The 23,540-nt window shown below is 43.1% G+C and carries 21 protein-coding genes; 6 read left to right on the forward strand and 15 right to left on the reverse strand.

From position 1 onward, the window contains the following. Nucleotides 1-267: 267 nt before the first annotated feature. Nucleotides 268-918: an orotate phosphoribosyltransferase gene (gene pyrE, locus N5J47_RS16025; protein ID WP_279960922.1), complete on the reverse strand. Its 651-nt coding sequence runs from the start codon at nucleotides 916-918 to the stop codon at nucleotides 268-270. A 39-nt stretch (nucleotides 919-957) separates the two neighbouring features. On the opposite strand from pyrE, the gene N5J47_RS16030 reads away from it, so the two are divergent. Next, entirely contained in the window at nucleotides 958-1,782 is an 825-nt protein-coding gene (locus tag N5J47_RS16030; RefSeq protein WP_279960921.1) for an exodeoxyribonuclease III, read from the forward strand. 484 nt (nucleotides 1,783-2,266) lie between these two features. Continuing rightward, the gene (locus tag N5J47_RS16035) at nucleotides 2,267-2,617 is read left to right on the forward strand and encodes an arsenate reductase (RefSeq protein ID WP_267981286.1); all 351 of its coding nucleotides are present in this window, start codon (nucleotides 2,267-2,269) and stop codon (nucleotides 2,615-2,617) included. A gap of 57 nt (nucleotides 2,618-2,674) precedes the next feature. Here the strand turns inward: N5J47_RS16035 and N5J47_RS16040 are convergent, their stop codons facing one another. Beyond that, nucleotides 2,675-3,112 (reverse strand): DUF2147 domain-containing protein, encoded by a 438-nt coding sequence (locus tag N5J47_RS16040; RefSeq protein WP_267981287.1) that lies wholly within the window; start codon nucleotides 3,110-3,112, stop codon nucleotides 2,675-2,677. A gap of 203 nt (nucleotides 3,113-3,315) precedes the next feature. Between N5J47_RS16040 and N5J47_RS16045 the strand changes: the two genes are divergently transcribed. Beyond that, nucleotides 3,316-4,227 (forward strand): alpha/beta hydrolase, encoded by a 912-nt coding sequence (locus N5J47_RS16045; protein WP_279960919.1) that lies wholly within the window; start codon nucleotides 3,316-3,318, stop codon nucleotides 4,225-4,227. A gap of 272 nt (nucleotides 4,228-4,499) precedes the next feature. Then, nucleotides 4,500-5,687, forward strand: coding sequence for a GGDEF domain-containing protein (locus tag N5J47_RS16050; protein ID WP_279960918.1), 1,188 nt, complete (start codon nucleotides 4,500-4,502; stop codon nucleotides 5,685-5,687). 113 nt (nucleotides 5,688-5,800) lie between these two features. On the opposite strand, the gene N5J47_RS16055 is transcribed toward N5J47_RS16050, so the two are convergent. The 5 genes from N5J47_RS16055 to N5J47_RS16075 all read right to left on the reverse strand — a co-directional run bounded on the left by N5J47_RS16055 (nucleotide 5,801) and on the right by N5J47_RS16075 (nucleotide 10,285). Further along, nucleotides 5,801-6,496 (reverse strand): glutathione S-transferase family protein, encoded by a 696-nt coding sequence (locus N5J47_RS16055; protein WP_279960917.1) that lies wholly within the window; start codon nucleotides 6,494-6,496, stop codon nucleotides 5,801-5,803. Between the two features lie 2 nt (nucleotides 6,497-6,498). Then, on the reverse strand, nucleotides 6,499-8,349 hold the full coding sequence (gene dsbD, locus N5J47_RS16060) for a protein-disulfide reductase DsbD (RefSeq protein WP_279960916.1): 1,851 nt from the start codon (nucleotides 8,347-8,349) through the stop codon (nucleotides 6,499-6,501). A 79-nt stretch (nucleotides 8,350-8,428) separates the two neighbouring features. Continuing rightward, complete coding sequence (locus tag N5J47_RS16065) at nucleotides 8,429-9,196, reverse strand: transporter (protein WP_279960915.1); 768 nt, start codon at nucleotides 9,194-9,196, stop codon at nucleotides 8,429-8,431. Nucleotides 9,197-9,228: 32 nt separating this feature from the next. Beyond that, on the reverse strand, nucleotides 9,229-9,774 hold the full coding sequence (locus tag N5J47_RS16070) for an ankyrin repeat domain-containing protein (RefSeq protein WP_279960914.1): 546 nt from the start codon (nucleotides 9,772-9,774) through the stop codon (nucleotides 9,229-9,231). A 139-nt stretch (nucleotides 9,775-9,913) separates the two neighbouring features. Then, on the reverse strand, nucleotides 9,914-10,285 hold the full coding sequence (locus tag N5J47_RS16075) for an HPF/RaiA family ribosome-associated protein (protein WP_267981295.1): 372 nt from the start codon (nucleotides 10,283-10,285) through the stop codon (nucleotides 9,914-9,916). Nucleotides 10,286-10,653: 368 nt separating this feature from the next. Between N5J47_RS16075 and N5J47_RS16080 the strand changes: the two genes are divergently transcribed. Together N5J47_RS16080 and N5J47_RS16085 are read left to right on the forward strand one after the other, a co-directional pair. After that, nucleotides 10,654-11,379, forward strand: a complete 726-nt coding sequence (locus N5J47_RS16080; RefSeq protein ID WP_279960913.1) for an outer membrane protein OmpK — start codon at nucleotides 10,654-10,656, stop codon at nucleotides 11,377-11,379. A gap of 93 nt (nucleotides 11,380-11,472) precedes the next feature. Further along, nucleotides 11,473-12,024: a GNAT family N-acetyltransferase gene (locus N5J47_RS16085; protein WP_279960911.1), complete on the forward strand. Its 552-nt coding sequence runs from the start codon at nucleotides 11,473-11,475 to the stop codon at nucleotides 12,022-12,024. A 23-nt stretch (nucleotides 12,025-12,047) separates the two neighbouring features. Here N5J47_RS16085 and urtE read toward each other — a convergent pair whose 3' ends face one another. From urtE to N5J47_RS16125, 8 genes are all read right to left on the reverse strand, one after another. Beyond that, nucleotides 12,048-12,746, reverse strand: a complete 699-nt coding sequence (gene urtE, locus N5J47_RS16090) for an urea ABC transporter ATP-binding subunit UrtE (protein WP_279960910.1) — start codon at nucleotides 12,744-12,746, stop codon at nucleotides 12,048-12,050. Nucleotides 12,747-12,755: 9 nt separating this feature from the next. Further along, complete coding sequence (gene urtD, locus N5J47_RS16095) at nucleotides 12,756-13,583, reverse strand: urea ABC transporter ATP-binding protein UrtD (RefSeq protein WP_279960909.1); 828 nt, start codon at nucleotides 13,581-13,583, stop codon at nucleotides 12,756-12,758. After that, nucleotides 13,580-14,653, reverse strand: a complete 1,074-nt coding sequence (gene urtC / locus N5J47_RS16100; RefSeq protein WP_279960907.1) for an urea ABC transporter permease subunit UrtC — start codon at nucleotides 14,651-14,653, stop codon at nucleotides 13,580-13,582. The genes urtD and urtC overlap by 4 nt, the downstream gene beginning before the upstream one ends. 4 nt (nucleotides 14,654-14,657) lie before the next feature. Beyond that, complete coding sequence (gene urtB / locus N5J47_RS16105; protein ID WP_279960906.1) at nucleotides 14,658-16,280, reverse strand: urea ABC transporter permease subunit UrtB; 1,623 nt, start codon at nucleotides 16,278-16,280, stop codon at nucleotides 14,658-14,660. A 92-nt stretch (nucleotides 16,281-16,372) separates the two neighbouring features. Continuing rightward, nucleotides 16,373-17,653, reverse strand: coding sequence for an urea ABC transporter substrate-binding protein (gene urtA / locus N5J47_RS16110; RefSeq protein ID WP_279960905.1), 1,281 nt, complete (start codon nucleotides 17,651-17,653; stop codon nucleotides 16,373-16,375). A 310-nt stretch (nucleotides 17,654-17,963) separates the two neighbouring features. Beyond that, nucleotides 17,964-20,591 carry a dynamin family protein gene (locus N5J47_RS16115; protein ID WP_279960904.1) on the reverse strand — a complete coding sequence of 876 codons (2,628 nt, stop codon included), beginning with the start codon at nucleotides 20,589-20,591 and terminating at the stop codon, nucleotides 17,964-17,966. Nucleotides 20,592-20,789: 198 nt separating this feature from the next. After that, nucleotides 20,790-22,673 (reverse strand): DNA topoisomerase IV subunit B, encoded by a 1,884-nt coding sequence (gene parE / locus N5J47_RS16120; RefSeq protein WP_279960903.1) that lies wholly within the window; start codon nucleotides 22,671-22,673, stop codon nucleotides 20,790-20,792. A 14-nt stretch (nucleotides 22,674-22,687) separates the two neighbouring features. Next, the gene (locus N5J47_RS16125) at nucleotides 22,688-23,278 is read right to left on the reverse strand and encodes a YqiA/YcfP family alpha/beta fold hydrolase (protein WP_279960901.1); all 591 of its coding nucleotides are present in this window, start codon (nucleotides 23,276-23,278) and stop codon (nucleotides 22,688-22,690) included. Between the last annotated feature and the right edge of the window lie 262 nt (nucleotides 23,279-23,540).

The following is a 23,540-nucleotide window of genomic DNA, read 5'->3' on the forward strand; positions in this document are numbered from 1 at the left end:
AGAAACAAATGATTAGTTTAATTACTTATATAATTGATTGATTTTATAGAATTTCTAAAATTAACATAATACGCCTTATACGAAATTCTTGAAATTTCCTTATAAGCATCAATATTTTAAAGTAAGCCGTTCTAGGGTTCAGCGCACTAGAATGGTTTTTTCATGAATTTTTACGTTCCACGCCTATCTTTCAACTATTATTTCCAATAATTAATTACACTCAATAAAAAAGGAAGCTTTTGCTTCCTTTTCTCTTACATTTAAAACTTAGATGCCATATTTCTCACGATAAGCCTGCATATTTGCTAAAGCTTCTTTTTCACCTTTCACATCCAAATAATCCATCAAATCTTTCATTGTGATTAAAGCATGCACAGGAATTTCCAGTTCTTGCTGCACTTCCTGAATCGCAGAAAGCTCGCCCTGACCACGTTCCTGACGGTCTAGCGCAACCAAGACACCTGCAATGGTTGCTCCTGCATTTTTTAAGATCGTCACAACTTCGCGGATTGCAGTCCCCGCAGTGATCACATCATCAATGATCCAGACTTTCTGACCCGCAACCGATGCACCAACCAACACACCGCCTTCACCATGATCCTTTGCTTCCTTACGGTTAAAGCCCCAAGGCACGCTTTTACCATGCACCTGAGACAACGCCACCGCAGTTGCAGCAACAAAAGGAATGCCTTTATAGGCTGGACCAAAAATCACACCCACGTTGTCACACTGAACCAGTTTATCCGCATAGCCCTGTGCTAAAAGCGACAGTGCCTCACCATCATTCAGTAAACCCGCGTTAAAGAAATAAGGACTGACACGACCTGATTTTAAGGTAAACTCACCAAATTTAAGCACACCACGTGATAATGCGAGTTCGATAAAAGCTTGCGGATGAAATGACACAGGCGTGGTCATAAGGTGCTCCAAATTCTTCAATTGAGGTTAAACATACGCATGATACCAAAGGATAGCTATCCAAGTGATGTAAAAATTCTTCGCGTCGTTTCAATTAACGTCAACGGACTGCGTTCTTCCGTGACCAAGGGACTGCTGGAATGGTTGGAACAGTCGGGTGCCGATGTTGTGTGTATGCAGGAAAGCCGCATTACCCATGAACAGTGGACCGATAAATTCAAGCCTGAGGGCTGGCATACCCACCTGTTCCCTGCCGAACGTGCGGGCTATGCAGGTACGGCGATTTACAGCCGCCTCCCTTTTATTTCAGTACAAAACGGTTTGGGTTTTGAACTGGCCGATTCGCAGGGGCGTTTTATCACGGCTGAATTCGATCTGGGATTGTCACAGCCTGTTCATATTGCCTCGCTATACTTGCCATCAGGTTCAAGTGGTGACGAAGCGCAGGCGCGTAAGGATTTATTTCTACAGGAATACGCCCAAATATTAAAACAATGGCGGGATGAAAATAAATCAATTATTGTGTGTGGTGACTACAATATCGTACATAAGCGCATTGATATTAAAAACTGGTCAGGCAACCAGAAATCTTCAGGCTGCTTACCCCATGAAAGAGCATGGCTTGATCATATTTATGATGAACTGGGTTATGTCGATACATTCCGCGAAGTGCGAAAAGAGGCAGAATTATATTCATGGTGGTCAAATCGTGGGCAGGCCCGTGCAAAAAATGTGGGTTGGCGAATTGACTATCAGGCCTGTTCACCTGACTGGAAAATGCGGACTGCAAACGCATGGGTGTATAAAGAACAATGGTTTAGCGACCATGCCCCTGTCATTATTGACTATAAAATACACGAATAAGTGAACACTTGTTCACTTTGACCGTCTCTTTGGCTGACAGATTGTGTCGTTTTTTGTGTATTTTTATTTATCGGCTGTAACGGCATTATAGCACCACGGCACAGGGAAGCGGTCAGGATGACCAAAAAAGGATAGGAAGCCGTAGGAAGACAAAATAAACTTGGTTTAAGTTTATTTGCATGGATGAGACATTGGACGTTGAAATGAGACCCGCATGATCAGGAAGATTAAATGCGGGTTTTCTCTTTTTTAATCTTAGATATTTTTCACCCCGTTTGTCTGTAGCTTTTTTCATCAAAAAGCATGATTGATTTGATCATTTTAATTTTGCTCAACACACTGCTTCAATTTACTTGATAAACAGGGTCTGTTGACCATTTCAAACATGCATTGAGTTATAGGCTAAAAAACTCAACTGGCAAATCACCCTCTTTTTGCGTTAGGCTTTCAGCCATATCTTTTCTTGTTTTCTATGGTTTACAGCATGTTTAAAATTTATGGTATTAAAAACTGCAATTCAATGAAAAAAGCCTTTGATGCCTTACAGGCAAAGGGTATTGCCTATGAATTTCATGACTACAAAAAACAGGGAATTGATGCGGCAACTTTAGCGCTTTGGCTGAAAGAAATGGGTGCGGATAAGGTGCTGAATAAAAAAGGTACAACTTGGCGCAAGTTATCCGAAACGGAACAGGCCCATGCCAGCAGCAATGAGCAAAACCTGATTGAGACCCTCATTGCCCAACCTAGCCTGATAAAACGTCCAGTGCTGCAAACTCCACAGGGCTTTGTGATTGGCTTTGATGAGGCGACTTACCAGAATCTCTCCGCTTAAAGAAATAAAATAAAAAACCGAGTCACAGGACTCGGTTTTTTTCAGTTCAAACTCAAATTAGTTGGCACGAACCCAGGTCTGGTTACGACCTAGAGCGGCCACACCAATATAGCCACGCAGTTTAAGCTTTTTACCACCCTCGATGATTTCAGCTTTCAACTTATAGGTCTTGCCGTTTTTAGGGTCGATAATTGAACCCCCATCGTAATTCACACCACCGACATTTTTCAGGCCATGCACAATAGTCACGCCTTTAAGTGATTTGTTGTGATAGGTTCCTTCACATTTAGAGCAGGCATCTTCCTGACCTGGGACTAAATATTTTTGAATAGACGCTGTTAACGAACCGTCCTTTTGCTCAGTAAACTTCACAATCGCTTTTGGCTGCTTCGTTTCATCATCGATTGTCTGCCAAACGCTACCGTTCAATGCATCTGCCGCATTGGCAAAAGCGGTTAAACCGAGTAATCCTAGTGCTAAAGCAATTTTCTTCATTTTTGTAATATCCTTAAGGGGTCTTTCAAGACCACGAGTATTGGGAACTTTCGTCAATATTGCAATTCTTGATTATGACTATTTGGTATAACCTGAGTAAGAATCTTGAGGGGTATAAGCCCAACGCTTTATTCACCTATAAAATAAAGCTCAAGTGCCTGAACTCTCTTATTATTATACTGACCTAACAATATGGAAAAACTATGAAATTTGGTACTGTCTGGAAATATTATTTTACTGAATCGCTACTAAAAGCGACCATTCGCACGCCGAGTCAGTTTAATTTGGCCCCAAATGCTTTACGACCTTTGCTTGACCAACTTTGCCGTGTATTTCCAAAGCACCAAACCGTACAAATTCGTCCATTACGCCTGGCGGGTGTGCGTAGTGAAGAGATCAAGGCACAGGCTTCTGCAACCCAACTGATTCTCCACATTCATGGGGGTGCATTTTTTCTGGGTAACCTGAATACCCACCGCGCCCTAATGACGGATATTGCAGCGCGTACACAAATGCAGGTCATCCACGTGGATTATCCGCTTGCGCCTGAACACCCCTATCCTGAGGCAATCGACGCCATTTTTGATGTCTATCAGGCGCTTCTGGTACAGGGCATTCAACCGAAAGACATTATTGTTTCTGGTGACTCCTGTGGTGCCAATCTTGCGCTGGCCCTGTGTCTACGCCTGAAGCAGCAGCCAGAGCTGATGCCAAGCGGCTTAATTTTGATGTCACCTTATCTGGACCTGACCTTAACCAGTGAATCACTGCGTTTTAACCAGAAACATGATGCCCTGCTCTCCATAGAGGCGTTGCAGGCAGGCATCAACCATTATTTAAAAGATGGTACCCAGCCAGATGATCCACGTGTCTCACCCTTGTTTGATGACCTCAAGGGCCTGCCACCCACACTGGTTCAAGTGGGTTCAAAAGAGATTCTGCTGGATGATTCAAAACGCTTTAGGGAAAAGGCGGAGCAGGCGGGTGTCAAGGTTCGGTTCAAGCTCTACACAGGCATGTGGCATAATTTCCAGATGTTCAATGCATGGTTCCCTGAAGCAAAACAGGCACTGGCGGATATTGCGGATTTCGCCCATTCACTTGACCGTGACTAGGCGGCTTAAATTTTATGCAAAAATGGTCAGCTATGTCTGACCATTGTCACTCTTAATTTAATTTTGTCATCATAAAATAAATCTTATTGAATATTCAGATCATAGCCCCTTTTTCAAAAAATTTTCCCGTTATAATTTGCATTAAAAAGCCCAGAGCTAGACTTTTTTCTCATTCCAAAGATGTTATTGTTATTTTAATTATTATTCTTCAATATTTTGACGACAACTCTACAGTTCCTACGGAATCTCATTGCATATAAGGATGCATGCCAATGGTCAAGATTCGTTTTAATAGGTCAACTGACACAAAAAGATGGGGCCTCAGGCTTTTTTTGGAACATCAAATTGTAGTCAATTGGACCATACTTAAAAAAAGTATTTTATTACTGATACTTGCTGCTGTTATGAACCTGTTCTGGATCAGCTGGGATATTTTTGTCCTCACCCATCCAGCATATTCAGCATGGGTACATTTAAACCTGGTCTGGTCTCAGTTATGGACCAGCCTGATTATGCTTGTGGTTTTAGTGGCCCTCATTTTTCCCTGCCACTTTTATAGGGATCGGAAATGGGCAAAGGAGTTTCTTCCCCTCATTACGGTGCAGGTCTTTACCGCAATGCTTTGCCACAACAGCTATCTGGTGGGAAGCTTTAGTCCAGCAACCATGGTGGGTTATGTCAGCGTGGTGGGTGTGGGCTTGATCCTGTTTAACCGTAAAATGATTTACTGCGCCCTTGTGCCTGCCACCATTGCCCTGTTGTTCTGCAATTATATGAGCATTATCGGGGCACTCACCTACGCCCCATTGTTTAATATGGCGGAAATCAACAAGGTTGCAATGCATCCTTTCTGGGTGGGCAGCATGATGTTCTTCCTTGTTCCCATTCTACTTGCCTGCCTATTCCTGTTTGAGGTCTTGCTGACCCAGTGGCGCACACGGGAAACCGCCATTCAGGTCCTCAGCCGTCTTGACCCCCTCACCAATGTGCTGAACCGACGCAGCATCAGCAGCTATCTGGAAAAGCTGCACCAGCAGCCTGACCCGTTATATTCAATTGTGCTGCTCGATTTAGACCACTTTAAGAATATTAATGACCAGTTTGGGCACAGCATGGGCGATCAGGTGCTGGTTCAGGTGGCAAGATGTCTGGCAAACAACATACGTGACCTGGATGTGATTGGGCGTTTTGGTGGTGAGGAGTTTATTTTGCTACTGCCGAACACCACGACGGCACAGGCACAAAGTGTGGCGGAACGCTGCCGTCTGGCAATCTCCCACCTGAGCTTTATCACGGAATATCAGCAGGAATTCTCGGTCAGTGCCAGCTTTGGCATTAGCAGTTCAGTGAGTGCGGATGAACCCCATTTAATCATTAGTCAGGCCGATCAGGCATTGTATGCGGTCAAGGCCGATGGACGGAATCAGGTGAAAATCTTTACTGACCTTGCCATTGATTAAAGGTATTTCCAGCCATTTAGGGGAAATGGCTGGAAACTTTTCATATTATGCAGGTTGGAGTTCTATTCAACTTCGATATATCCTTAGGTTTTATTTATCAATCTTTCCAGATTTTAGGGCTTTAAATATTCATCACGACTTTTTCGATAAGGCTCATCAAACGCCACAAACATCTGCTCCTGTCTGGCTTCCGCAATCCATTGCTGCACGGATGCCAAAGACAATATCTTTTGCATATAGGCTTGGCTTGACGCCGATAATGGCAGCTTAAAACACTCAAAGCGCATCACCACAGGTGCATAAAACGCATCGGCAAGGCTAAACTCACCACATAAAAAGCTGTCCTCAGCTAGACGTTCAGACCAGATTTGCTCAATCCGTGCCACATCTGCACGGAGCTGGGCATTGTCCGCCCAAAGCTGCCTGCCAATATGCGCCAAATCCGCCTCAACATTCATTGGACAAAGATTGCGTAAGGTCTGGAAACTGCTGTGCATTTCGGCACTGATACAACGCGCCCTTGCCCGTAATGTTTTATCCTGCGGTAACAGCGCCTTTTCAGGGTGTTGCTCAGCCACATATTCACAGATGGCCAGACTGTCCCAAACCACCAGTTCCCCATCCACCAGCACGGGAACCTTACCTGTTGGGTTCAGCTTTAAAATTTCTGTCTTAAACTGGCTATCCGCTTCAAAGCTGTCGAATTGAACCCAATGTTCCTGAAAGGAAATACCCGCCTGCTTTAATAAAATCCATGGACGCATTGACCAGGTTGAATAGTTTTTATTGCCAATCAATAAGGTGTACATGCTTATAATTTTCCTTTAAATGCCGTGAGTTGTTGTAATAATTCGTTCTTTTTAAATGCGCCTGTCAAACGGAGCGGGCGGATTTCCTGTTGTTGCAGGTTCAGGAATAGATAGGTCGGTGGACCTAAAATATCCCATTGATTGAGCAGTGCCTGATGTGAGGCATCATAATGGCTTAAATCCAGTTTAATCAAATAGTAGGGAGCTAAAGCCTGTTGCACCTCAGCATCCTTTAAGATGCGATGTTCAATCGGCTGACATGCCACACACCAGTCGGCATACACGTCAATAATCATACCGCGATCTTTTGGCGCATTGGCCAGAATCTGCTGAAATTCATCGGCGGTTTGCGCCACATGCCATTCCGCCAGTTTCTCTGCCTGCACTGTGCTCAGGTTTTGCATATGCTGATATTGGTTAAAGGCAAGAAACGGAATTGCAATGATCAGCAGCAATGCATACAACCACTGCAACTGTCCCTTTTTCACAAAAAGGCGGTACACAGCATAACCAATAAAGGCCAAACCTAAAATCAGGCTAATTACCTGAATTGCCAACTCTGGCAACAAGGGACGAATAAAATAAATACTCAGTGCCAGCATCAGAAAGGCGAAAATCACCTTAATCTGGTGCATCCACTCACCTGCTTTTGGCAAGGCTTTCGCCCCCAACACACTGGCAAGCAACAGTGGAATCCCCATGCCAAAACCCAGCGTAAACAGCAATAATGCGCCCTGCCACTGGTTTTGGGTCTGGGAAATAAACAGTAATGTTCCCGCTAGAGGAGCGGTCATACATGGCCCGACCAGCAAGGCGGAGATCATACCCATGACACTGGCGCCAATCAGGGTTCCACCCTGCTGTACCGACTGCATATGGTCCAGCCGATTGACCAGTTTTTGCGGTAGCTTGATCTCAAACAGGCCAAACAGGTTTAAGGCGAACAGTACAAACAGCAGGCTAAAGGCCACCAGTGTGGCAGGCTGCTGCAACCAGCGCTGAAAGTTCAGTCCAGCCGCCGAGGCGATCAGGCCAAGCACCGCATAGACCATCGCCATACTCACCACAAAGGTCAGTGCAATTGTCCATGCCTTGACCCCTTTATGCTCACGGATAATCAACGAGGTGAGAATCGGCAGCATCGGCAACGAACATGGCGTAAACGCCAGTAAAATACCCAAACCCAGAAACAACAACAGGCTATAGGCAAGGGAATGCTGTTCCAGCGTGCTTGACCATTTCTGGTCTTGCGCCATGCCAGTTGAATTGTTGGAAGATACAGACACGGTAGCATCTGATGTTTCCACCCTGTCATTTGCGGCTGTCTGGGCATTTAAGGCGTTGGCAGAACGGGCGACATCCAGAAAGCGTTTTTGTGAGTTTAAACCTGTATTTTCCACACTGACCAAGCCATCGGCATCGGTCTGGAACTCAATGTTTTGCGGTGGATAGCAGATACGGTCTTTGGCACAGCCTTGCCAGCTCACCCGATAATGTTGCGATGCCTGTGTAGCAATACTGAATTCAACCTGCTGGTAATACACCTGGGTATGACCAAAATTCTCATCATACTGGTCAACCGCCTTGGGTAAATTCAAGGCGACCGCTTTATTGCCCTGCTGAACTTCAAATTTGTGTTGATACAAATAATAGTTGGGCTGAATGGTCCAGTGCAGACGCGCTTCATTGTTTTTGGTCGATTCAACCGAAAATGTAAATGCCTGTTCTGGGCTAAGCAATGGCGCTGAAATATTGTCCTGGGCATGGATGACCGTCCCACATAACAACAGTAAACTGCCAAGAAAATAACGGATCAGCTGAAAACTGTAGCCGCCCTGAACACACTTTTTCATTATGTTTTCTCTGCTGTCTCTCCAACACTCCCTATGAGGTCAACAGGAATTCAAGGGAGGCACATGGAGAGAGGTTTGATTAGAATAGGACAGAAACGCCAAAACCACCGTTGTAGCTTTTGCCACTGCCATTTAAATCGATCCCGACACTGGCATCCAGCTGGGCACGGTCATTGATGGCATAAACCAGACCTGTACCTAGGCCATATTCATAGTCCTGGCTTTCCGCCTTACGGTAGATAAATTCTGAGAAACCCGACAATTTACCCGCAATTTTATAGTCAATGGTCGGAACGGCGGTGACTGCCCAATCACTGTTCTGCGCCTCATAACGCATGGTAATGGATGTACCAACCAAGTCACTCAGCTCATACGCCACTGCCGAAGTCAGGCTGTAGATGTCGTCATGTGCAGTGAACTCGTCATTGCCCGTTGCAATAACCGCCTCAGCCAGCAAGGCCATGCTTAAACGGTCATCCTTGAGGTCAATGGCCTTTTTCAAGCCAATGCTGACATCACCCAAACCATGGATTTCCTTTTTCATGCCCGCATATTTGTTTTGCTGCCAGACAGGTCCCTGCCAGCCTAACTGGAGTTCAAGGCCATCGGTTAAACCTGTGCGCAACAGCATGTCAGCATTGAGCGTCAGGGTTTTGTCTTTTGCCCCAGCGACATTGTCCTGCTGATAGCTGACAGAAGGCAATCCCTGTTCCCAGGCCAGATGACCCACTGGTGTAATCCCCGTGCCCATGCCAGCCCCAGGGCGGTCAAAAGAAAAATCCGCCGCAAAAGTTGTGCTGACCATCATTGAGGCTGCAATAAAGCCCAATGTTTGAAGTGTTCTCATCATTCTCCCCTTTTTCATTCTACTGGCTAGGCTTATGCCGTTAACTCTTTTGACATTTTTGCGCCATGGCGACGTAGCAATTCTAGTGTTTCACGCTCTTCCTGCAAGGACTCCGACCAGTCAATTTCATCAAAATCGCAGTCAAAGAATAACTGGCTAATGGATGACAAAATGGTGAGGCCCTCTTCATCACGGGTATTCGGATCAACCTTTTCATCCAGTAGACGCTGTACCACAGGCACACAGGCCGAGCTTGCAGCATCCCACAGTGGTCCATAAAATTCCTCGGCATCCCATAAATGCAGGTTTGCCTTGGCCTGAATCAGCGCCTCTAAAATCTCCAGATAAACTTTCAGTTGCTGTTGCTTCTCTGCCTCAGTAAACGGTTTGCCAGCCTCGTAGGCCTCACAGACATTTTCCCACCAGACAAACAGGCCATCACATAAAATGGAAACAGGAAATCCATGCTCTGGATCGATGAAGTTCGGGTCAAGCCCATCAGCAAGTAAAGACTGCACCTGGTCCAGATCGAGTTGTTGTATGGCTTGCACCAAGGCCTGCTGTTGCTTACTTAACATGACCAGCTCTCACAATATTTGAATGGCTCTATTATGCCGAATATCCCAGCAGGATTTTATAAAACAGCCCAAAAATCATGTATAAATTTGATACACACATAAAAAAAGCCCGCTTTGGGCTTTTTTTATGCATATCTGCCTATGCTTCTTTGAGGTCTATGTCGTCATCGACATCAACATATTCTGGCAAGCCACCACGGTGGTGGTCTTTTTTCTCATATAAATGTTCCAGGCTGCGTTTCAGCTTATCAATCGCACCATGAATGGATGCATCAATATTGGTCGCTTTATGCGTTACCGCAACAGGTTTCAGGCCTGCTGGACGAGCCTCGATCATGCAACGCTTGTCATGATCGCCCGATTTCTCCCCATTTTCATCACTAATATGAACCGAAAAATGTGTAATACGTTCGCTATAACGTTGGAATTCTTGCGTAAGTTCTGCACGGACATAACTGATTAAACGTTCGCTACCATGAATGTTCTTATCTGTACGGATTTCAATATTCATAAATATCTTCCTCTCTTTTCTAGTGAGACGGTGCTACAAAACTTTGTTATCTGGCACACTTTGAGCATGCATTCATTCAGTGCAGTTGTATATTCTGATTATGTAAATGCCTGTGGTCTCCTTGCTTTGCATCGGTTGCATTTTAGTCGTGGAGAAGATCTTCTATCATTCCAATATCTGTCTTTCATCACAAATATGCAAGCTGATTTTTGACATTTTGATGAAAACCTGATCAAAAAGCTGCCTAATACCATCTCATTCCTGATTTGCCGTTCCATACAAATCTTTTGAGCATTTGGTCAAATTTGGCTTTATTTTTGCTTAATACCCTGTATGCTTTACACGCCTTTTTGGGGGGAGATTTTTAAATGCAATTGAAGCAACTTACAGCGGCATGTTTATTGGTATCTACGGCAGTGTTCGCCCAGGCGAAGCCGATCTGGCAGGATTTCAGCCTGACGGGTTTATACGGTGAAAACTATGAAGTTGTTGATGAGCAACAGACAACTGTAACCGTTGAATATGCGGCAAAAGTAAAATATGCCGATGTATTTTTCTTTATGGACCGCATGCGCGGTGGCGACGACCATAAAAGCACCTATTTCGAACTCTCTCCACGTTTAAGCCTGGGTGAGGTTTCTGGTCAGAAGCTTGCCTTTGGTCCAATCAAAGATGTGTTGGTTTCAACAACATGGGAAAGCAATAACGATGACTTTTCCAGTTTTGACAACTTCTTATACGGTGTAGGTTTTGACCTTGCGATTCCATATTTCCAGTATGCGAATGTCAACTTCTACCGTGCCAGCAATGAAAACACTGCTGATGACTATCAAATGACCATTGCCTACGCATTGCCATTTAAACTGTCAAATGAGGATTTTCTGGTGGATGGCTTCCTTGACTGGTCTACAGGTGAGAAAGATCACGCCAGCGAGCTGAACTGGACCACCCAATACAAATGGAATGTCGGTAAGCATATTTCACCAGAAACACGCCTGTATCTAGGTATTGAACATTCGGTTTGGAATAACAAGTTCGGTATTAAAGGTAGCGACGAAAACAATGTTAGCGCCTTGGTTAAATACCACTTCTAAACAGTCAATATGTTTAAAAACAGCAAGCTCCGTCTTGCTGTTTTTTTTGTAATCACGCATATTCGAAATATGTGAACTTTCTTTTATTTTCTCATGTCATTCGGTCTTAAGCTTGCAGCACACTCCTTGAATCCCCATTATCAGATTCGTTTTGCCACAGTGGATGATTTAGCACAGATTCTCGCTATTTATAATCATGAAATCCTCACAGGTACAGCCAACTGGAATGATCAGGCAGTGAGTCTAGAACAATACCAACAACGCTTTCAGGACATGCAACAACAGCAATTTCCAATGATTGTGGTTGAAGACCAACTCAACAACAAAGTTGCTGGTTATGCCTATTACTCAACCTTTCGAGCGATTAGCGGTTATCGTCAAAGTATCGAACATTCTGTTTTTATTGTCCCAAGCCATGCACGCCAAGGTTTGGGTAAGGCCCTGATGCAGCAGCTGATCCATCTCGCAGCACAACAAAACATGCATATCATGGTGGCTGCGATTGATAGTGAAAATACAGGTTCTATTGTCCTGCATGAACAGCTTGGCTTTATCCAGACAGGCTATATGCCACAGGTTGGACAGAAGTTTGGTCAATGGCGTGATTTGGTGTGGATGCAGTTGCAACTTTCAGCTACTCAATAAAAAAGCCTCTTTCGAGGCTTTTATTAAATCGCCACCAGTTCCCGAATCCCCTTTTCAGGCATTTCTGCCCCTTGCCCCTGTGCAATCACCTGCCCCCGCGCCATCACGGTGTAGGCATCCGCCAACTCTTCAGCAAAGTCATAGAACTGTTCCACCAAGACAATCGCCATTTCCCCCTGATCCGCCAGTTTACGAATCACTCGGCCAATATCTTTAATGATGGAGGGTTGAATCCCCTCCGTTGGTTCGTCCAGAATCAGCACACTTGGTTCAGAAGCCAACGCTCTGGCAATGGCGAGCTGCTGTTGCTGACCACCAGATAAATCACCACCACGACGGTGTTTCATTTCATCTAACACAGGGAAAATTTCATAGAGATGACTCGGTACTTTTCGGGTTTTTGCCCCTGAAAATTTTGCCATGCCAATCAGGATGTTTTCCTCTACGGTTAAGGTTGAAAAAATATCCCGACCTTGTGGCACATAGGCCAAACCTGCACGTACCCGTTGTTCAGGTGACATCTTGGAAATATCTTTCCCATCTAACAGAATTTGTCCAGATTTAATCGGTAAAATGCCCATTAGACATTTCAGTAGGGTGGTCTTTCCTACGCCATTACGCCCTAAGACCACGCTACATTCACCCACAGGCGCGTTAAAAGACACATCACGCAGAATATGACTGCCACCATAAAACTGGTTAATTTCTTTCACTTCCAACATGGCAGTCTCCTAGCGTCCCAAATATTTTTCAATCACATCTTCATTGGCCTGTACCTCTGCCAATGTCCCCTCTGCCAAGATTGCGCCCTGTGCCAACACCGTGACCTTTTCGCTGATGGTGTCAATAAAGCTCATGTCATGTTCCACCACCACAAGGGTATGATTTTTCTTGAGTTCCAAACATAGTTCAGCCGTGCGTTCGGTTTCTGCATCGGTCATACCAGCCACAGGTTCATCCAGTAAAATCAGTTTCGGACGTTGCATCAACAACATACCAATTTCCAGCCACTGCTTTTGACCATGTGACAATAACCCTGCTGGCTTGTGGACAAATTCCTTTAAACGAATCTGTTCCAGTGTTTCATCCAGTGCCAACTGTGCTTCAGGATCTAAGCGAGAAAATAAGCTTTTCTTCACCCGTTTATCTCTGGGTGCAGCCAACAGTAAATTTTCCATTACGCTGAAATTTTCAAATACCGTTGGTTTTTGGAATTTTCGACCGATCCCAGCTTCGGCAATTTGCTCGGTACTCATTTTGGCAAGATCGTAATTCTGCCCAAAAAATGCTGTGCCAGTGGTTGGGCGGGTTTTGCCTGTAATCACATCCATGAGCGTGGTTTTACCTGCACCATTTGGTCCAATGATGCAGCGTAATTCACCCTCTGCGATATACAGCGATAAATCATTCAATGCGCGGAAAGAATCAAACCAGACACTGACTTTTTCCAGATACAAGGCGATGCCATGACTAAAATCCGCGCCTTGGGTTTTGGCACGGCCATAGCCCTCACCAAGTTGACCGCCATGTTGAGCTGAGTTGGTTAATAAATCACTCATTCGCTGCGCTCCTTTTTAAAACGGTCAAACACACCAATTACACCTTTCGGTAGGAACAAGGTCACCACAATAAATAATGCGCCCAAGATCAATAACCATGCTTCTGGTGCTGCCACGGTAAAATAGGTTTTCACCGCATTAATTAAACCTGCACCGAGAATCGGTCCAATCAAGGTGCCACGTCCCCCTGCGGCAACCCACACTGCCATTTCAATCGAGTTGACTGGATTCATTTCACTTGGGTTGATAATGCCAACCTGCGGCACATACAACGCACCTGCGATGCCTGCGATCACGGCAGATAATACCCATGCCGATAATTTGTACCACAGTGTGCGATAACCTAAATATTGCAAACGGTTTTCGCTGTCACGAATCGCACCCAACACCCGACCATAAGGACGATTCATCAGTTGACGCAAACCAATAAAGCACAGCATCAACACCAAAGCGGTGACAAAGCATAAACTGGCACGCATCGGCGCAGAAGTGATGTCAAAACCGAGTAAGGTTTTAAAGCCTGTGAAGCCATTGTTGCCACCAAAGCCCGTCTCATTGCGGAAAAATAAGAGTGCTGCGGCAAAAGTCATGGCTTGGGTAATAATCGAGAAATACACGCCCTTGATTTTTGAGCGAAAGGCAAAGAAACCAAAAATAAAGGCGACTAATGCAGGGATGAGTAATACCAGAATCATTGCCCAGGCAAAATGTTCAGTCCCGACCCAATACCACGGCAATTCTGTCCAACTCAGGAAGCGCATAAAATCAGGCAGACCGTCACCTGCGGATTGGCGCATCAGGTACATGCCAAAGGCATAACCGCCTAAAGCGAAATACAAGCCATGTCCCAAGCTCAAAATCCCTGCATAGCCCCAGACCAAATCCAGTGCCAACGCCACCAATGCCAGACACATGATTTTGCCAATCAGGGTGATCCAGTAAGCTGATAGATAAAATGCTGAATCAGGTGACAACAAATGTAACCATGGCAAAGTCAGCAACACTGCAAAACAAATTGCAATGGCGATTGCGCTATAGGGCTTATCTGCAAATAAAGAAGTGATTTTCATTGGCTTACTCCACAAAACGACCTTTGATGGCAAACAAACCTTGTGGACGCTTTTGGATAAACAAAATCACAAGAACCAACAGAATAATTTTGGCTAAAACCGCACCTAAACCAATCTCCAACACTGTACCGCTGATGCCCAGTCCTAATGCTGCAAGTACCGCACCCCAGACCTGACCAACACCGCCCACCACCACGACAAGGAAAGCATCGATAATATAGTTTTGTCCAAGGTCAGGACCAACATTACCCACCTGTGCCAATGCACAGCCTGCCAGTCCTGCCAAACCTGAACCTAAACCAAACGCCAGCATATCGATACGTGCCGAACGAATCCCCACTGCACGCGCCATTTGACGGTTTTGCGTCACTGCACGAACGAATAATCCAAAACGGGTTTTATTGAGTAAGAAAACCAGAAGCAGCAATACCGCAATGGTAAAGCCAATAATTGCGATACGGTTATACGGCAGCATCAGACTTGGTGTAACCGCAATCCCACCACTCAGCCATGCCACATTGGACACCTCAACATTTTGTGCGCCAAAGATCATCCGAACCGCTTGCATGAGGATCAAGCTCACCCCAAAAGTGGCTAATAAAGTTTCCAGTTGGCGACCATACAATGGACGAATCACTGTACGTTCAATCAACATGCCAATTAAGGCACTGACTAGGAATGCCGCTGGAATTGCTGCCAGTAAATACCAATCCACCACGCCAGCAAAATGGGTTTTAAAAAAGCTTTGCACCATGTAGGTGGTATATGCTCCGATCATAATCAGCTCGCCATGTGCCATATTGATGACCCCAAGCAGACCATAAGTAATCGCAAGACCAAGAGCAGCTAAAAGTAAAATACTGGCAGTACTGAGCCCTGAAAAGATATGCCCAGACCACTCACTGATTTGAATGCGGGTTTTAATTTTGTTTTGTGCTTCGACCAAAGCCGCTTTTAATGTCGCATTGTTTTGGGGTTGTTCCAGACTTTGATTGATCAATGCCAATACATCGGGACGGTTGGAATCCGCCAACACTTTCACCGCTTCGATTTTGGTAAATTCATCTGGGCTATTAAAATCCAAACGGGCTTTCAGTTGTGCGAGACGTGCTTTGACCGCTTCACTCTTTTCATTGAGATACAACTGTTTTACCGTTGCAACATCCAGCTCATCCAGATTGTTTTCTAAAATATCCACCGCAGCCAAACGCTGCGAAGCATCATCTGAATTGAGTTTGGCTTTGGCCTGTCCAAAATTCAGCGCCTTACGCAAGGTATTGACCAAGGTCACTTGAGACAAGTCTGATGGCCAGGTTTCCAAAACTTGTTGTTGTGGGTAACTTAATAGTTTTTCATCGTTTTTTAAGATATAGGTGTTGCCTGAACCATCCGTATATAACTCATTTTGGTCAATATACGCCACCAACTGATCCAGTTGTTCAATACTGGCAGGCCATTGATTCAGCATGGCACGGCGGGTGGCAAAATCTGATTTAACAAAAGTTTGGATCGCATCCTGAGAAGTTGTAGACGTCACGGTTGTTGCGGATGTGGCTTCTGCCCATGCAGGACTCAAAATCATCTGTGCCATGATGCAGAGCAGTGCCAAAACATAGTGTTTCGCCATAGGACTCCCCTTATATTTTCTATTTAAACAAATCAATCAAAAAATAAAACCAAGAAAAACCTGCTGCCGAAACAGCAGGTTATATGAGCAAGTTATTTAGGAATATAAGGGCTCCAAGGTTCAGCCTTGATGGTTTCAGGGGTTTTGTAAACCACATCGAATTGGCCATCACCACGGATTTGCCCGATCATCACAGGCTTATGTAAGTGGTGGTTGCTTTCATCCATTTTTAGGGTATAGCCCGATGGTGCAGCAAAGGTTTGACCTGCCATTGCATCACGGACCTTATCAACATCAGTGGAACCTGCTTTTTCAACCGCCTGTTTCCACATATTGATACCAACATAGGTGGCTTCCATTGGGTCGTTGGTCACAACCTTGTCGGCATTCGGAAGTTTGTATTCCACCGCATATTGCTTGAATTTATTAATAAAATCGGTATTTTTCGGATTCTTTACTGACATGAAATAGTTCCATGCCGCCAAATGCCCGACCAATGGCTTGGTATCAATACCACGTAGTTCTTCTTCGCCCACCGAGAATGCCATCACAGGAATATCAGAGGCTTTGATACCCTGATTACCCAACTCACGGTAGAACGGCACGTTTGAATCACCGTTAATAGTTGAGATCACCGCAGTCTTTTTACCCGCAGAGAATTTTTTAATATTGGAAACGATGGTTTGATAGTTGCTATGACCAAACGGTGTGTATTCTTCCATGATGTCTGCATCGGCAACACCTTTAGACTTCAGGAATGCACGCAGGATTTTATTGGTGGTACGTGGATAGACATAATCCGTGCCGAGCAACACAAAACGTTGTGCCTTTCCGCCCTCATCGCCCATTAAATATTCCACCGCAGGAATCGCTTGCTGGTTCGGTGCTGCACCTGTATAGAAAATATTTTTAGACTGTTCCTGACCCTCATATTGCACTGGGTAGAATAATAGGCCATTGAGCTCTTCCACCACAGGAAGCACCGATTTACGTGATACTGAAGTCCAGCAGCCAAAAATCACCGCGACTTTATCCTGGGTAATCAACTGACGCGCTTTCTCTGCAAACAACGGCCAATCCGAAGCTGGATCAACAATGACTGGTTCCAGTTTCTTGCCAAGTACCCCACCATTGGCATTGATTTCATTGATGGTCATCAAGGCGGTATCTTTTAATGAAGTTTCAGAAATCGCCATCGTGCCTGAAAGTGAATGTAGGATCCCCACTTTAATCGTGTCACCACTTGCGGCTGGTGCTGCCGCCTTGGTTTCTGTTTTTGCTGCTTCTGTTTTTTCGGCTGGCTTAGAACACCCTGCCAGACCTACCCCCATCATGGCTGCCATAAGAACGGACATTGATAATTTATTTTGCATCTTGTTTCTCCCCACACATGGATATTGTGATTTTTACTGAGTGGAGTTATTCAATTTCTATGCCAACAATTCAACATATTGTTTTATTTATATTTTATTTAAGATTGTTCGACAATCACAGCATCTTGTATACAACATTGCATACAAAAAATACGTAGTGAACTAAAAGGGTGCGGTATTAGTCCGTGCTTGGTCTTATACTATTAATTAATCAATTTTCTTCATATATCATCACAAAATTAAAAGGACTGAATCCCATCAAATATAGAAATCAGCCCCCAATGTTTAATTATATAGCATTTGCGGCAGTTTACGCCATTGTTCCTGCTAGAACCTCTTTTATTTGCTCTAATAACTCTTTTTGTAACTGATGGGCTTCTATTCGATCATTAATTTGATCAAACTCAGATTTTTTTACAATAGGAACAACTTTTGAAATAAAATCATCCCATAAACCACTAAAATCACTATTCTTAGACTCAAATGATGCTATTAAACGTTTAATTTGTTTATCAACTCCATTGAGGAAAGCTAATTCTAAATTACTTGCTGGAATAACAGCTTTTTCTAAAATATCTTTTAGATGTGATATATCCGTATTAATTTCTTGAATCACTTGTTCAGTCGTTGTACTTGCTTGTGCTTGTTCTAAAATATTTCGGATACCAACCATATCCTTGACAGTAAATGTAGAGGTCGTATTCTGTAGTAAGCTCACAATATCTTTTAATTTATTGATAGAAGTTGTTGCTCCATTTATATTAGAAGCGGAATTAATTACTTGTTGTGCAATGTTTGCTACTGAGCTTACACTATCCAAGTTAAATAGGCTTTTTCCTTTTTGAATCAAAATCATATTAATTAAATGACCAGCACCACCTGAGTAATAACTATCTAAATACGTGTACTCTTTTAAACTCACTTTATAACGATTTGTTCTGTCTTCACTTAATAATGGTGCAGAAAGCAAAATATCGAAAACATCTCGAGAGAAACGTTCGAGCAAATAAGTAAAACTATTTGAACTATGTGCAACATCACGAGTAACCTTAGTAATAAAATTTTTACATAAGGATTCGATTTCACTAGAAACAGATAAATTACCCTGACAAATTGCATCAGTAAAGGTACGCAATAAGCGAATTTCAATTTCTTTTGCCTTATCATCTGTCATAGATTTAATCAGTCGAGTAAAATCTTCAAGATATTGTTTATGAATCTCTATACGAATTTGTTGATTGATTTTATTAATCGCTAGTTCCTGACGTACACTATCATCATTTAAAATACGTTGTTTTTCAAACTCTTCTTCACTTAAATCTAAAAAATACGCTTCATTATATAGAGAATGACGAAATTTATGGGTAAAATACTTTTCTTCTTCAATTTCTTTTTTAAGGTAATCCCTTAAGCTTTGTAATTCCCATTTGAGTTTATCTTCAGTGACTGAATAAGCATTCTTGGTAATTTTTGCCTGTTCACTCGTATGAGAAAAATTTTCATCAAACTGACTATGCTTGGTAATATCCTCAAGAATCCCCTGCATAAGCTTATGATTAGTGTCTACTTTGCGTTTTAAGATTTCAAAACGTTCTGTTTGATAGTATTGGATCAGTGCTTCTCGAATATGATCTATACCCGAATCAATATTATGACGTAATTTTGCCTCTGGAATAATTTGTTCATCAGATAAATATTTATAAGCTGATCCTGTAAACACTCGTTTACGTTCACCAATTTTATATTTTTCAACATCTGAAATTAATATATTGGTATTACCTTGTAAATGAGACTCATCATTCACTCGATCAAGTTGATTACCAAAAACAAAAAGTTTGTCTTTTAGGGCTATTCCATCTTCATCGGTATTTTTGGTAATAACACTTAAAGTTGTACCTTGCAAACTTGGATTTGTTCCAACATTAGTAACAAGAATAATAGCATCCGCAGCTTTTAAACGCTGCTCTGTTTGACGCATATGAATTTTTGTTGGAGAATCAAAACCAGGGACATCATAAATAATAGCATTTTCTAATTGTTTTAGTTCAGTAGATTCAATTTCAATACTACATACACTACGAGGTTTTGAGGTATCTTTACCTTGCTGCTCACCTTTAATATAAGCTTGAAATACATCTGTTTTTAGATCATTACCTGAAAAATGCTTTACTTCACCCGTCAGTGTTAGGCGATCACGGCACTTCAAAATATCTTTAATTTCTTCATCTGTCTTACCTACATGATTTTTATATAATGTAGGACTCTTTTCTTCCAAAGAATTAAAATAATTTTCAAAATCAGTTAGATCAAGAGTTTTAAAACTCAATTTTTTCTGATTTTGAGCTAAATCTCCTCTTCGTTCTTCTAATTCACTAATACGGTACGAAATATTTGATAACTCTTTTTCTTTATCTCCAACAATAATTGAATCATTTGCAATATTACGATAACGTGTTTGCAATTGTATAAGTTCTTTTTTCTCATCACCCGTTAAGTCACTATTTGAAGATGTGCTTTTTTTCTGATTCTGTACTGGATATTCAATCTCAGCTAATAATTCCTGAAAAATTTGTTCAAAAGCTGATTCTGTATAAAATTTTACATTTGCTTGGTCACTACCACTGACCAAACGAGTTGATGTAAACGTACAACGTTCAGGTGCAGAGGGTAAAATATTACTTTTAATCAAAGCATTGGCAAAAGTTGACTTACCTGCTTTTTCTAAGCCAACAATGGCAATTTCAAATTCATTACTTTCCAGTTTATGTTTAAATTTTTCATTTTTATTTTTAATATCCTCTAACTTATGCAATTGTTCTGAATTTAACAGTCTAACTCGATGGTTATTTTGAATTAACCGTTCCAACATAGTGTTACGTTGTTCAATTTTTTCAATCAATTGCGCTTTTTCAACATCAAAATGTGCTGTAGCATTCATCCAATCATTCCCCTGTTTAATGATGATTTAATTCTGTCCAACTTCTAAATCTTATGACAAAGATTGGACAGGTTGTGTCCTTCTTGAATATTTTTTAACTTTTATTCCACTTTGAGTATATATTTCCTATTTTATATATAAATAACAATAGGATAAAAAATTCCGCTAAAATATGAGAAACTTAATTTAACAAAATCATCACACCACAATATCCGCTAAATTACCTTTCTGCTCTAACCAATGCTTACGGTCAGCCGCACGTTTTTTTGCCAGCAGTTTATCCAGCAAACCTGCTGTTAAATGTGCATCATCCAGATCAAGTTGCACCAAACGACGCGTATTTGGGTCCATCGTGGTTTCACGCAACTGGCTGGCATTCATCTCACCCAAACCCTTGAATCGGGTAATCTGCTGATTCTTATTGCCCTTGACCTTTTTCAAAATGGTTTCAAGCTCATCATCATCCAGCGCATAATGTACATCCTTACCAATATCAATACGATAAAGCGGTGGCATCGCCACAAACAAATGACCATCCTCAACCAGGGCTGGGAAATGCTTTACGAATAATGCACATAACAAAGTGGCAATATGCAGACCATCCGAATCGGCATCAGCAAGAATACAGATTTTGCCATAGCGTAATTCCGAGAGATCATCACTGCCAGGGTCAACCCCAATGGCGATGGCAATATCATGTACTTCCTGCGAGGCCAACACTTCGTCCGAAGACACTTCCCAGGTATTCAGGATTTTTCCACGGATTGGCATAATCGCCTGAAAATTCTTGTCGCGTGCCTGCTTGGCACTACCACCTGCCGAATCCCCTTCCACAATAAACAGTTCACTGTCTTCACGAGTCAAACCCACACAGTCCGCCAGTTTTCCAGGCAGGGCTGGGCCAGCCACAATCTTCTTACGCTCAACCTTTTTCGCTGCCTTTAAACGACGACCTGCCTTGGCAATGGCCATTTCAGCCAGTTGTGTGGCGATTTCGGCGTGTTGATTGAGCCATAAGGCAAAGGCATCCTTGGCAATATTCAAGACAATATTGGATGCTTCACGACTGGATAATCGTTCCTTGGTCTGCCCCGAAAATTGCGGTTCCTGAAATTTCAGCGATAGGATGAAATTGACCCCATCCCAGACATCTTCGGCAGACAGTTTCATATTACGCGGCAATAAATTGCGTAACTCGCAGAACTCACGTAACGCCTCGGTTACGCCCGAACGTAAACCATTGACATGGGTTCCACCCTGTGCGGTTGGAATCAGATTGACATAACTTTCCTGAATCTGCTCACCACCCTCCACATTCCAGCAAATGGCAAATTCACAGGCCGCACGTTCAGCCTGACCACTACTAACAAAAGCTGGATCAGGCAAAATCTCGCGATCTTCCAGTTCATCCATCAGATAATCGACTAGACCATTCTCAAACTGCCATTCGATCTTTTCATTATTGACTTGATCGATATAAATAATTTTTAAGCCTGCCGCCAGCACCGCTTTGGCTTTTAAATTATGCTTCAGAGCTTTTAAGGCAAACTTCGGACTGTCAAAATACTTGGCTTCTGGCCAAAAGCGAACGGTTGTGCCTGTGGCACGTTTTGCCACTTTCCCCTCTAAGACCGATAAAGGGGCTACAGGTTCACCCTGCTCAAACACCATCTGATACAGATTGCCCTGACGTTGTACCGCCACCTCAACCCGTGTGGATAAGGCATTGACCACGGAAATACCCACACCATGCAGACCACCAGAAAATTGGTAGTTATCGGTACTGAACTTTCCGCCCGCATGCAGCTTGGTCAGGATAATCTCGATCCCGCTTTGTCCATATTCAGGATGGATATCGACAGGCATGCCACGGCCATTATCCTCAACTGACAGGGAACCATCTTCATACACCGTGACACAGATCTGGTTGGCATGTCCTGCAAGCGCTTCATCCACCGCATTGTCAATCACCTCCTGCGCCAAATGGTTCGGACGCGAGGTATCAGTGTACATGCCTGGCCGACGACGAACTGGGTCTAAACCAGAAAGAACTTCAAGGGATTGTGCCGTGTATTGTGTCACTTGGTCTGACTTCCTTATTGGAGGGCTGCCGATAAAAATTCGAGGACTAAGGGTAGTTTTTCTTCAAAATCATCCATTGCATGATTGCCACCCATGTCGGTTAAAATCAACGAGGATGGCTGCGCTGCACCATAATAGCGTTGTGCCTGGCGATAATCCAAGACTTCATCGCCTTGTTGCAACAGCACCAGAATTTTATCAGCATGATTGAGTCTGGTGTTGGCAATTAATTGTAGTTGCTGCAATTGATCAGTATCAAGTGTCCATGATTCAGTCACCTTGAGTGGGATTTGCTCAATTCCAAACAAATCCTGAAACAGTTGCCATGGTTGCATGGCTGGATTGATCAGTACAGCAGAACATCCATATTTTGCGACAAAATATGTCGCATAAAATCCCCCCAAACTGCTTCCAACCAATACCACTTGGTCACGTGGCAGACTTTCGATCAACCCAGAGATTTTTTGCAGCACCTCATCAGGTGATAGGTTCAGATCGGGCAAATGCACCTGAAACTGATCGTGGTTTGCACAATATCGTCTCAATTGCTGCCCTTTCTTAGACATGGGGTTGCTACGGAAACCATGTAGATAGATAATTTGCATATGCACCAAAATAGACAGCAGCTTGACTTATAGTGAAATAAATCACATTATTAAGCACAACAGTTAATCAAATAACAATATAAATTACATATAAGCTTCATATTGTCGGACACAAAAAACGATACTGTATTCCGTTCATCAGTATTCTAAAAAAATTACTTATGAAAGACATAAGATGTAAGCGTTTGTTGTAGTTTATCTAAACAGTATTAAACTGAATAACATCAAACCTTCGGTATATACAAAAGGATGGGGAAATTAA

Source organism: Acinetobacter sp. GD03645 (assembly GCF_029845285.1).
GTDB lineage: Bacteria > Pseudomonadota > Gammaproteobacteria > Pseudomonadales > Moraxellaceae > Acinetobacter > Acinetobacter corruptisaponis.